The sequence below is a fragment of the Shewanella sp. Choline-02u-19 genome (genome assembly GCF_002836205.1).
Lineage (GTDB): Bacteria > Pseudomonadota > Gammaproteobacteria > Enterobacterales > Shewanellaceae > Shewanella.
The window spans coordinates 2,641,171-2,653,268 of the sequence record NZ_PJBE01000013.1 but is presented as its reverse complement, the minus strand read 5'-3'; the positions used below and the strand labels follow the sequence as shown (position 1 = coordinate 2,653,268).

Genomic DNA, 12,098 nt, shown 5'->3' with positions numbered 1-12,098 from the left:
TTAATGATCCTTGTTCGATGATGACAACACCACTGGCATTGGTGGCATTTTGTCTGCATCTAATGGCTTACGTCTGAAGATCTTCATATCAATCTCAGTTTCGTTGTAATAGGTCGATAGATAATCGAGTACAGGGTCCCAAGTATCAGAAAGATCCCAAAGACCTTGGGTATCGATCATCCATTGGATCGTCTCGCGCCATACTTCACGACTGCCGACATTCTGTGGAATGATAAGACTGGTGTGGCATGCGTTACATTGATGCTTAACCACTTCCCAGCCAGGTGCCATGATAAGACCCGTAGTGGGGTCAATCGGATAGCTTTTGACTGGGGCGGTATCTGCCGCCATAGCGGCAGGTAATGACATCGCGCTCAGCACTGCTACTAATAAGAGTGCTTTTTTCATCATACGACCCTTACTGCTACTCGATGGCAACCGTTGAAGAGGTATCCTTTAGGGTTCCACTGTGGTTGTACCATAGGTTGGCTATCACCTTTAATATCAGTTGCACGGGCCCACACCTCGTAATAACCCGTTTGAGGCAGTGTTATATTAATGCTCCACTGTTGCCATGCCATCGGGTTAACGGCTTTGGTTAATGATGCCGTTTGCCATGTGGTGCCATAGTCGTAGCTGACTTCGACTTTAGCAACATCACGAGTACCCGCCCAGGCGTGTCCGCTAACCTGTAATTTATCGCCTAGCGATAACTCACCGCCAGTTTGCGGTGCAGTGATAAGAGACTTAACAATCATCTCTTCGATAATTTTAAAGTCTTTATTGTCGACCTTCTCGCCTGGCGCAACAGGATTCTTTGGTACTTGATAAGCGGGGGCACCCATCTTCTTACCGTCGTGAACACGATCACGAACACCCATGCCGATGGCACATTTTTGAGATACGGATCCTGGGCGGCCGCCGAAAACAATACGTAGAGGATATCCATGCATATAAGGGATATCCTCGCCATTCATGCCCCAAGCAATCATCGCGTTTTCATTCATGGCAGCTTCAATAGGAACGCCACGTGAAATTGCTGCGCCCTTACCACTAAGGTGTTTATCGAGGCCATAGTGAGCGGTATACACGGCATCACTTTTTACGCCGCAGTCAGCGAGTACGTCTTTGACTAATACGCCGGTCCACTCGGCGCAGAACACAGCGGTATTACTCCACTGGTTACCTTTGGCATTGGGATAGAAGTTCTCACGGCTATTACCGCCACACTCTAGTACCAACTGCTGGGTCACGGTTTTGAATTTTTCCTTTAACTCAGCAATGGTGTAGGTTTTTGGGGTTTCAATCGACTCACCGTCAACGGTGAACTCCCAAGTGTCGGGATTGATGCTAGCAAAGTCTGGCATCTGTCCATTCCAACGAATAAATGCAACGTCGGCAGGGGTCTTTACCGGTGCAAGCAAATGCTCTGGGGGAAAGGCATTCAATGGGTTGGAGTTTAATACTTTAAAGTGGCTAGGTAGGTCATCTACTTTTGACCAAGTGACCGCTGACACATCAAGTGGTGCCATTCCAGCTGGGCGGTTTTGGGCAAATGCCCAACTTGCTGGGAGCATTGCAGTTACCGAAGTGGCGACAGCCCCTTTTAAAAAATTACGTCTATCGATTGCCATCAGTATTGTTCCTTCCCAGTGCTAAAATAATGTGCCATAAACTGCATCTGCTCTTTTGTCAGCAGTTTGGCGACTTTGCTCATTGTCTTATCTTGACGTTGATCTGACTTGAATTGTTTAAGCTGTTCAATCATATATTGCGCATTTTGGCCCTTTAAATGAGGGATAGAGCCGTAGTTGTTGCTGCCATCAATACCATGGCAGGCGATACACATATTGAGCAGTTTTTGATTCTCTTGTGCCTGTGCTTGTTGCACCTGCCCAGTAAGCGGAGCAAGTACTAACATAAACGCAGCTAACTTAATCTTCATTACACTCATAGGTAGCCCTTTTCGGGATGATATTATTGCTATTTTTACGCCGAAGGCTCGATGCCTTTAACGTGATTATCTGACGATGTTTTTGCTCACTAACCCGTTGCGACATGTTTCATGTACGCAATAGTTGCTAATGCCTTTTGGAACAGCACATGAAAAAAAATGTACATCGCTAACCGGTGCGGCGATTGAGATCGTAAAACTACAGATAAATGTGATCTTTAGCCTGTAAAAAGTTGTGAAAAGTTATAAAAGAACCCATTTAGTAGAATGTAAATTGCTTCTTATAACTAGAATTAACCTATTAATACGAACCTAGTTGCAGGTTTAGTTATTGGTGAGTGAATGTTGACTAGAGGGGCTTTAGCAGTTAGGAGCGACGGGAAAAGTGTTTGCTGAGTCATTTAGATGGTGTTTTCAGAGGGTGTTAGGTCGCAAAAATATTGATTATTTATGGCCTAACATGGCGCTAACCATTGTTTAAAACTGGCTAATAATCAACGCGAGATAGTTGTTGTTTTTCTGTAGGGAAGAGCGTTTAATGACGATTAAACTCATTCAGTAAAGCAGCCATTAAACTCATTCATTAAACTTGGCCTAAACTGATCTCTTTTTGCAACGAGGCCCAGTTGATGACACCGACTATATGGTCTTTATTTTCTTGATAAATATAAACCTCGCCTCGTCGTGCTTTCGACAAAATTAAATACACCTCATTGAGCGTTGCGGTATCAGGTACTCCTTGAATGGGGTGGCGAGTCAACGTCGTCGCATCATCACTGGCTTGCAGCTCAAGTTGTATCATCTCGACTTCGTTTATGGCATTGCGCACTAACACCGAGCGACCTTCTGCGCGTTTTAACACCTCAAGCAGCAGCTCGTCATTATTACTAATAATCACGAAGCGTTTGTCCATAAGGTGACGAACACCGACTTTTTGCAACCCTAAATTAACCGGAGCCACTTTATATCCAAGGCCCATAATCTCAAGTTGTTTGAAGAAAATCGATTTGGTTTTAAATCCTTGATGTGAAATCAAAAATGCCGGGATAACCACAAACATCGATGGCAAAATAATAGAGGCATTATCAGTCAGCTCTATTAGAGCGACTAACGCGGCAAGTGGCGCGCTTAAACAGACGCCCATCATGCCTGTCATACCAATGATGGTGTATAAGCCAATATAAGGCGCGATAGACGGGAAAAACATAGCGCAAACCAAGGCTAAGATAGTGCCGAGCAACGCCCCTATGCCATAAAGCGGACCAATCAAACCGCCAGGGATCCCGAGTCCAATAGCGGCAATCGTTGCCACCATTTTACCAATCAATATGGCGCTTAAAAACAGAATGCTGGGATGCTCACTAATGGTTTCTGCAATGGCTAACTCGCCGCTACCAATCGCTTCGGGCAATATAAGGCCGACGAGAGTGGTAATGGCACCTGCCAATAACAAGCGTTGCAGTAGTGGCCACTGTTGCCCCATAGCTGTGACGCTAAGCAAGGTGTGATTGAACACTGCGGCAATGCAACCCAACACAATGCCAAATAGTGCGAGCAAGGGATACTGGCTTAGAGGAATGACGGCAGCGCCAATCTGTTCAAATTCATGGACGTTGCCAAAAACAACTTGGCTACTTAATGCACCGCAAATGGCAGATAGCATAATCGGGAAAAAGTAGTGAATTTTGTACTCACGTAACACGACTTCAAAAACAAAGATCACTGCGGCGAGAGGAGCGTTAAAGATGGCAGCGATACCAGCAGCGATGCCACTGGCACACATAATGCGAACACTGTTATCGGGCAGTTTAAATTTTTCGGCCAGTACGCTGGCGCTGACAGCACCAAGATGAACGGCGGGACCTTCACGTCCGACCGAAAAGTTAGTGGCAAGTGCAAACAAGGCTTGGAAGAATTGCCCCGGAGCTGATTGCAGTGGAACTTTGCCGTAATGCAGCTTAACACGATGAATTACATAGGCTATTCCCATGCGTTTATAACGCTGAGATCCCATCTTTGCCACACCCCAAATTAAAAAAGCGCCGAAAAGTGGCAATAACACTCGCCAGTCGTCGATGATATCCGTAAAATTCAGAGCTTGAGTCTGGGTATAGGTGTCAAACCACACTAAGAGCAATCTAAAAAGTAGGATGACAGCTGACGCAAACAACGCAAAAAGCAATGCGAGTAAACACAGCTGAACACTGACTTTTGCTTGAGAAAGCGTATCTTTGAGATCAGTGCTGAGATACTTTTTTGTTTGCTGTCGCATTTTAACGATTGTTTGATACACAGACATTTCCAAAATTTTTGATTGTCACATTCGCATTGAAATGTGAGATTTTTATTAAGGGGCTGTTACTTAATGGCAAATTATCATCGTTGGATCGATCGCTTGCAAGTGATTGAACGACAATTTCGTACCTCAAGCGTATATTTATCTTTGTTGGTAGTGTCTTCATTAGTATTAGGGGCACTGTGCTTTGATGTTGGCTCGAGCTATTTTGCAGTGAAAGTAGAGCAACCAGCTGATCGAACTGAGGCGCTTTCAGCGCAGCTACATGCGCAAGCAAAGACCCTCGCCGCACGCAATATTGAATTAGCATTAGCGCGAGAGACTAATGCCAATATGCACACTATGTTTGTTGAGCAAGAGGGTAAGCAGCAGTCGTTAGCGCGAGAATTGGCTTTTTATCGCAGTGTAATGGCACCGGAAAACAGCGCCGATGGCGTTTCGATTAATGGCTTAGAGGTATCTGCAGAGCTTATACCCGGTCAATATAGGCTTAAGTTAGTGCTCACTCAACTCGAAAAGCGCAAACGTTCAGTGTCAGGGCGAAGTGAAGTGACATTCATCGGATTTGAAGACGGTAAACCTAAGTCAATTAAGTTATCTGAGCTAAGTGATGCATCTTTTAAATTTAAGTTTAGGTATTTTCAGGTGTTAGAGACAGAATTCACTTTGCCAGATGGTTTTATCTTGTCTAGAGTGAAGGCCAAAGTTACCGTGCCAGCGAGTCGCTGGGCTAAAGGTTCACAAACTGAACAAGAATACAGTTCACAAGAATTACGAGTCACTGAAAATGAGCAGAGCATAGTACTTGAACAAAACGGTCAGGTATTAGATAATTCTGCACAGCAATTAGATGTAAGAGGTAATAATGACTGAACAAGCTGAAGATGCTCTGCCAATCCGCTTTACTGATGCGGCAGCGTCAAAAGTAAAAACCTTGCTTGATGAAGAAGAAAATGACGCACTTAAACTACGTGTATACGTAACAGGTGGCGGTTGCTCTGGTTTCCAATACGGCTTTACTTTTGATGAAAAAGTAAACGAGGGTGACTTTACTGTAGAGAAGCAGGGTGTTCAGTTAGTTGTTGACCCTATGAGCCTACAATACCTTGTTGGTGGTGAAGTGGATTACACTACAGGCCTAGAAGGTTCACGCTTTTTCGTGAAAAACCCGAATGCAACGACAACCTGTGGTTGTGGTGCTAGCTTCTCAGTGTAAACTGATTATAGCGTTAGGCACTGAAGTGTCGTTCAATAAAAAAGCCGTCAATTGACGGCTTTTTTGTGTCTGTTCTATTAATATCGGTCAACGCATAATATTAAGGTTAACTTCCCGATTAAAGTATTGCCCAACCTTACGCGTGAAGGCTATCCATACCTGTACGATCGCTAACAAAATCAAAATGCTAAATATTATCCAATCAGGTACTTGTGCGTTAAAGCTGCCGATAGCAAAACTTGATGCCAAGTTTTCAGGATCGTAAAGTACTAAAGGTAACATGCTCACAATGGCCAGTTGCAAAGAGGTGTATACACGCAGCATGATTAATCCTGCTTTTTGCTTACCTATAATGGCTAGCACCATGAACAGGGTGAGAATACAAAACAACACCCCTTGCTTCATTATCAGGCCAGTGACGGATATCAGTACCAAAAAGACTAATAGGGCGATAAGGCGTTTCGGCGGGTTAACTTTGCTAAGCGTATTGGAAGCGGTGGCAGGGTTATTGGTATCCACTTTTTATTCTCTTTTAGGCAGACAATTAGGGGCTGTAGATCTTTCACGGTTATTTTTGCCGCCGTTTATTGGCTATTTTGACAAGGCGGAGGCTATGTCGTTTAGTCATTCTCCACAAATAGCCTACAACACCGTAAAAATAGCCAAGAAGCGCGGCCCTTAGGGTTTGTTTCAATGCTTTTAGTCTTGACTAGAATGCGTTACGAGCTTTTCGCTTAGCCAGCTAAGCATCATCGCTCAAGCCTTGTACTAAAATCATTGAATTCGAACAAAAACTAAGCTCGAAAGATCAACAGCCCCTAGTGCGGCTGCGGCTAGCACGAAGTTGCTAGCCGTGAAGCTTTACTAAATTAGTGGCTCTTTTTTGGTGCAAGGCGCTCTTCTAACTCAAACGGTTGAATCACTACACCGAGATCTTCTTGTACAGGGAATACAGCAACGAAAAGGTCGTCATCTTGCATGCCTGGAACCCAGCGCTCTAACCATTCATCAAGTGGGATAGCCAATGTTTGGCAATCTTGCCAGTCATCAACAGCCCAAAGCGCTGCAGCTTCTTCAGTTGGCCACATTGGGATACAGTCTTCATCATCGGTGGTTAGCATTACGCAACCATCTGCATCCTGTAGAGACCACAATGTCTTGTGCTCTGTTACTTGCTCTACAAGGTAGTCGTAACGAGATTCTGGCGTCATTTCAGTAATCTGCTTCATGCTTTTGCTTTTGTTGCTCATGGTCTACATCTCTTAATTTTAAATGGGGCGGGCGTAAGCTATGCACGCAATGCGCCGAATTGGAACGGATAGTAACATTTAGCAGGAGAATGAAAAAGAAAACAGAGCCGAATAGGCTCTGCTTTTAGTTATTGCTATGTTTTTGCATTAAAGAACTTGTAAATAGTCCCCGCTAATATAGCGCCAAAAATCGGTGCGACCCAAAATAGCCAAAGCTGTGACAATGCCCAATCACCGACAAAGAGTGCCGGACCTGTGCTACGGGCTGGGTTTACCGAGGTGTTGGTTACTGGAATACTGATCAGATGGATAAGCGTTAGGCCTAAGCCAATAGCAATAGGCGCAAAGCCTTTTGGTGCGCGCTCATCAGTGGCACCGAGAATAATAATGAGGAAGAAAAGGGTCATCACGATTTCGCAAATCAACGCGGCCGTTAAGCTATAACCTCCTGGAGAGTGCTCACCATATCCATTTGAGGCAAAGCCTGCTGATAAGCTAAAGCCATCTTGGCCTGACGCAATCAGGTACAAAATGCCTGCGCCTGCAATGCCGCCAGCAACTTGAGCAATAATGTAAGGTGCCAGATCCGATGCAGGGAAACGGCCACCTGCCCATAGACCGAAAGAGACTGCTGGGTTTAAATGGCAGCCCGATATGTGACCAATCGCAAATGCCATGGTGAGAACGGTAAGACCAAAGGCAAATGCAACCCCCAGTAAACCAATACCAACCTCGGGGAAAGCGGCTGCCATTACTGCGCTACCACAGCCGCCTAACACTAACCACAATGTGCCAATAAATTCAGCCATCATTTTTTGAGATATATTCATAAATCCTGATCCTTTTGATTTGACCGACATACCTCAATGAACAGACTGCACTCACCATTCATTATGTGGTTTATGTATAAAACTTGCGCACTCGCTATTGAATATAAAGCATAATTCTAAGAAATGTTATTTTGATGACATTCATCACGCTTGTTTTGAGTAGACGCACAAGCGCGACGAAGGGGGGCTAAAGGGCGATCATCTGCATTAAGGTCTTGGCAATATCAGTATTGTCCTGATGACCGATAAAGGCTTGATAACCCATGCCATAGGCAAAAACGGGGACATCTACGCCATCGTGGCCGCTGGTGGTCCATCCGGTATAGGTCACTTCATCAATTAATTGCTTTACTGAATGGGTGAGTTTTTTAAGCGGTTTATTTGCTGTCTTTGCCGTTGCAATATTGGCGGTTAACAATACTTGTTGCACTTCAGTTAAGGGGAGTTTAGTCGCTTGCTGCCACAGTTTTAGCGGCTGCGTAGATTCAAGCATCTTGGCTGCAATTGCATTGGGCATCATAGTGACATGTTTCAATGCTTGGCCTTTCCATTGATAAGTGCCCGCGCGGCCTAAGCTTAACCCCCCGGTTGAATGGTCAGCGGTCATCACCAGCAAGGTATCTGGATGGTGATCAATATAGGCTTTAATTAAGATCACCGTTTTGGCTAAATCCTCCATTTCAGCCATCGCGCAGCTAATATCATTACTATGTCCACACCAGTCGATTTGACTCGCTTCTACCATCATGACGAAAGGTTGCTCACGTGCGCTAACAAGTTGCAACGCTTTCTCCGTCATCTGCATTAGACGCGCTGGATATTTACTGCCCAATGCTGGCGCTAATCCTTTGTTCGCAAACAGGCCGAGAGCGGGCAGCCTTGTAAGCTGATTGAGGTTGTCCATGTTATCTATGTAGTGGTAGCCGCGGTCGATAAAGCTTTTAGTGAGGTCTTTATCATTCCGGACAAAGTACTTTTTCCCGCCGCCGAGCATAAGGTCTGCAACTGGCTGACCATTAATAAGGTTGGTCAGATAGCTGTCGGCGATGGCGTCATAGTTGCGACGATATTCGTTATGCGCCAAAAAGCTTGCTGGGGTCGCGTGATTAATTTGAGAGGTTACCACTACAGCGGTGGTTTTGTTTGCCGCTTTCGCTTGCTCAAGCAGGGTGGTTAAAGGTTGCTGATCTTTGGTAACAGAGATTGCCCCGTTATAGGTTTTATGGCTGGTGGCCAGTGCCGTGGCAGCGGCTGCTGAATCGGTGACATAGGTGTCATCGTCGGGATAGGTACTCGACATGCCAACCAAGAGCTGATCAAATATGGTTTGCTCGACAGCTTGAGTTGCTGGGTCGTCATTAAAATAGCGATAAGCACTGGTGTAGGCTGGACCCATGCCGTCGCCAATGACGTAGATGATGTTTTTAGGTGTTTGAGTGCTTGATTGTTCAACACTCTTTTGGGCTGTGCTTTGAGCGGAAATTGGTACTGACTCTGTTACCGATTGAGCTGTAAAAACGGTCAACAGTGGAAACAGCAACCCGCAGGATTTCAATAAGTACTGCATAGGAATATCCCTAAATTGAAACACAATAATGGCAGTAAAGAGCAGTCTCGGCGTCGCTTCGATAGTAAACATCCCCCTAAAAAAGGGAGGCTAATCCGAGTGTCTTTGTGTGCATTTAAAAAGGGCGCCTAGAAAGAGAGTTAGGCGCCAAAAAGGGCGATGTTAGAACTTTTGTGAGTAACCGAAGAATACGCTACGGCCTACAGCGGAGTAGCTGCTGTTATCCTCTTCATAGAAAGGCCAGCTGTCGTGCTCGTCGTTACGCTCATCATATAGAGGCGGCATTTCGTCAGTCAGGTTTTTAACTCCGGCGGTGAACTTTCCGTCCCAAGGCGCACTGTAACTTAGCGTCAGGTTAAGGGTTTGATAGGCACCAAGCACATCGGTGTAGTCTTCTTCTTCATACTCGTCACCATCGGCATCGATTAAGGTAAAGGTATCTTGGCCTTTGGCTTCACCTGTGTAGTAATAGGCTAAGGTCGCTGAGAAATCTTCCATCTTCCAATTTACGCTTGCCTGACCTTTCCATTTAGGAAAATAATCGGTTTCAGTCTGTTCCTCAATCTCGCTTTCAACGGTTTCCTGATACTCTTTTTTGATTAAGTAAGAGGCAGCCAGTTTCAATTTAAACTCACCTGCTGCAGTTTCTGGGAATTGATAATTAAAACTTGCATCAATACCTTCAGAGGCTTCATAAGCGCTATTAATTGGGCCTTTACGCATACAGTCTAGGTTTTCAATACCGTCGTCATCAAGCTCATTTAAGTAGCCAACAACATTCATTTGATCGCAGCTGGTGTAATTGCCTGTTTGATCATACTGAGCGGCATCATCTAACATTTCATCGGTTGAGATGGTTTTTACAGCACCTTCTAGTTTTATGTTCCACCAGTCTAAGGTTAAGTCAGCGTTGTCGGTGATATTGGCGACCAAACCTAGGTTCCAGAAATCACCTTTTTCTTCGGTCAGGTTTATATTGCCCGAGCTAATGCTATTGTATTGATCGTCGTAAACTTCATCAGGTATGGTTGGGTGAGGGTACTCGGTGCTGCCAAAGCTACGTGTGATCCCGGCGTATAGACGATGCATATCTGGTGCTCTAAAACTTTTGCCCCAGTTGGCACGAACAAGCACTTCATCAATTGGGCGATACATCAGACCTATCTGTGGTGTGGTGGCGCCGCCAACGTCGGAATCATCTAAATATTGGTCATAACGCAGTGCAGCTGAAAGCTCGAGTGATTTAACCGCAGTGATATTGGAGATCAGTGGGATCTGTAATTCACCAGCAACGGCAACACGATCGCGGTCGCCTTTACCGCCCGTGCCACCCATACCGATATAACCGCCGCTTGTAGTGACGGCATCTAGCGTATCTTCGTAACTTTCTCGTGCCCACTCAGCGGTTGTTGCAAAGCCAACAGTACCCGCTGATAGCTCCATCAAGTCGCCAGTGAATACCGCTTGAAATTGATGCATGCTTGAGTCTGATTCTTTGGTTGAATCACCAATCAATGCATTCACTTGTTCCGTACTGAGCTTGTTATTTGGATACCACTTAGCGGCATCGGTATCGTTAGGGTCGAATGTCAGCATGTCCAAAAGTGCATCCGCTTTCACCATGTGATGATTTTGCTTCTCGTACTTGTTGTAACTGCTTGACCAAGAGACATCTAGCTCGTACTCACCGATATTACCGTCGACGCCAAACGAGAGCGCTGCTTTAGTGTTTTGAGTATCGTAAGTACGCGGTCCTGAGAACTCTTCCATACGGCGACGCATTTGGAATTTATTGTAGTCGTCAAAGTCAGTTTTTTCGTAACTGAGTGCGCCGGTAGCATCATCTTCGTAGATATAAGCGCCAAAGCCTTTCTCGTCTTTGTACTTAGTCGATTCTTTGTAAGAGGCGTTGACCATGCCGTAGATCTGCCAGTCATCATTGAGATCATAGGTGCTGCTGAGGACTAAGTTGATGCGGTCATATGCTGATTGCAAACCACGGTCTGCATATTTGTCATAGTAACAGTCATATTTACCTACTGGCGTATAAACACCTTTATCACCAAATAGGTTTTCACATTGCGCTTCATCGACTGGGCTGTATTTATCATCAGTGTAGACGCTATCGTAATCGCGAACCCATGATGCCCAGCTAGAGGCTGATGCATCGCCGTATGGGCCTGCTCCCCAGCGTTTATCGCCGTCTTCATCTTCGTAATAAGCAGGACTGTAGAATAGATCTCTCTGGTCCGTTTGGATCTGCTGTACATTTTTATATTCGATCATCAGCAGTGTTTGGCTTTTTTCGGTATTAAAGCCCTGCAGGTAAGATAGGTCGAGCTGTTCGCCACCCCCCTGTGTAGGGTCGTTATATTTAACCGCGATTTTACTGCCTTCATATTCGGTTTTTAATATGATGTTCACCACACCACCCACGGCATCAGAACCATAAATGGCCGAGGCGCCACCCGTTAGTATTTCTATACGTTCAACGGCTGCGGTAGGGATGTCTGAAACGTCAACAAAGTTTGATGTTCCACCTGCTGCACTTGGAAAAGATGCCTGACGACGGCCATTGATGAGAACTAAGGTTCTGTTGGCACCCATACCGCGTAAGTTGACTGAGCTAGCGCTGTCGGTGAAGCCATCGCTTTCACCATTTAAAGAACCACCACTGCTGGCTATTGATGATTGCAGTACTTCAGCGATAGAGCTGAGTCCGCTATTGGCTATCTCTTCGGCAGTAATGACGGTTACCGGGGCGACACCTTCAAAGTCGGTACGTTTGATCCGCGAACCTGTTACCTGAATTTTCTCTATTGGCTGCTTTGCATTTTGCTCTGGAGTGATGTCTGCAGCAAGTGCGGTAGTCGGTGCTACTGTGGCGAGCGCAATCGCCATACTTAGTATTGTTCGTTTCATCAGTTGTCGTCCTTTTTTGTTTTATTTAGCCAATAACAGTGGGGAGACCCTCTGGCTATTTTT

The 12,098-nt window shown here is 45.4% G+C and carries 11 protein-coding genes; 2 read left to right on the top strand and 9 right to left on the bottom strand.

All coding sequences use genetic code 11. From position 1 onward, the window contains the following. The 4 genes from CXF83_RS18215 to CXF83_RS18200 all read right to left on the bottom strand — a co-directional run bounded on the left by CXF83_RS18215 (position 1) and on the right by CXF83_RS18200 (position 4,253). Positions 1-411 carry a cytochrome C gene (locus CXF83_RS18215; protein WP_374702312.1) on the bottom strand — a complete coding sequence of 137 codons (411 nt, stop codon included), beginning with the start codon at positions 409-411 and terminating at the stop codon, positions 1-3. Continuing rightward, positions 408-1,634 carry a sulfite oxidase gene (locus CXF83_RS18210; RefSeq protein WP_101090534.1) on the bottom strand — a complete coding sequence of 409 codons (1,227 nt, stop codon included), beginning with the start codon at positions 1,632-1,634 and terminating at the stop codon, positions 408-410. Before CXF83_RS18210 ends, CXF83_RS18215 begins: the two co-directional genes overlap by 4 nt. Then, positions 1,634-1,954 carry a c-type cytochrome gene (locus CXF83_RS18205; RefSeq protein ID WP_101090533.1) on the bottom strand — a complete coding sequence of 107 codons (321 nt, stop codon included), beginning with the start codon at positions 1,952-1,954 and terminating at the stop codon, positions 1,634-1,636. Before CXF83_RS18205 ends, CXF83_RS18210 begins: the two co-directional genes overlap by 1 nt. Before the next feature lie 583 nt (positions 1,955-2,537). Beyond that, positions 2,538-4,253, bottom strand: coding sequence for a chloride channel protein (locus CXF83_RS18200; RefSeq protein ID WP_180961210.1), 1,716 nt, complete (start codon positions 4,251-4,253; stop codon positions 2,538-2,540). A 66-nt stretch (positions 4,254-4,319) separates the two neighbouring features. Between CXF83_RS18200 and CXF83_RS18195 the strand changes: the two genes are divergently transcribed. Next, a complete protein-coding gene (locus CXF83_RS18195) occupies positions 4,320-5,123 on the top strand; it encodes a DUF6776 family protein (protein WP_101090531.1) in 804 nt (267 codons plus the stop codon). Next, positions 5,116-5,466, top strand: coding sequence for an iron-sulfur cluster insertion protein ErpA (gene erpA / locus CXF83_RS18190; protein WP_101090530.1), 351 nt, complete (start codon positions 5,116-5,118; stop codon positions 5,464-5,466). The genes CXF83_RS18195 and erpA overlap by 8 nt, the downstream gene beginning before the upstream one ends. Before the next feature lie 87 nt (positions 5,467-5,553). On the opposite strand, the gene CXF83_RS18185 is transcribed toward erpA, so the two are convergent. The 5 genes from CXF83_RS18185 to CXF83_RS18165 all read right to left on the bottom strand — a co-directional run bounded on the left by CXF83_RS18185 (position 5,554) and on the right by CXF83_RS18165 (position 12,035). Next, a complete protein-coding gene (locus tag CXF83_RS18185; RefSeq protein WP_101090529.1) occupies positions 5,554-5,985 on the bottom strand; it encodes a hypothetical protein in 432 nt (143 codons plus the stop codon). Positions 5,986-6,335: 350 nt separating this feature from the next. Beyond that, positions 6,336-6,716: a DUF2750 domain-containing protein gene (locus tag CXF83_RS18180; protein ID WP_101090528.1), complete on the bottom strand. Its 381-nt coding sequence runs from the start codon at positions 6,714-6,716 to the stop codon at positions 6,336-6,338. Positions 6,717-6,850: 134 nt separating this feature from the next. Beyond that, a complete protein-coding gene (aqpZ, locus tag CXF83_RS18175) occupies positions 6,851-7,546 on the bottom strand; it encodes an aquaporin Z (RefSeq protein ID WP_101090527.1) in 696 nt (231 codons plus the stop codon). 187 nt (positions 7,547-7,733) lie between these two features. Beyond that, a complete protein-coding gene (locus CXF83_RS18170) occupies positions 7,734-9,113 on the bottom strand; it encodes an alkaline phosphatase (RefSeq protein WP_101090549.1) in 1,380 nt (459 codons plus the stop codon). A 162-nt stretch (positions 9,114-9,275) separates the two neighbouring features. Then, positions 9,276-12,035 carry a TonB-dependent receptor plug domain-containing protein gene (locus CXF83_RS18165; protein WP_101090526.1) on the bottom strand — a complete coding sequence of 920 codons (2,760 nt, stop codon included), beginning with the start codon at positions 12,033-12,035 and terminating at the stop codon, positions 9,276-9,278. Between the last annotated feature and the right edge of the window lie 63 nt (positions 12,036-12,098).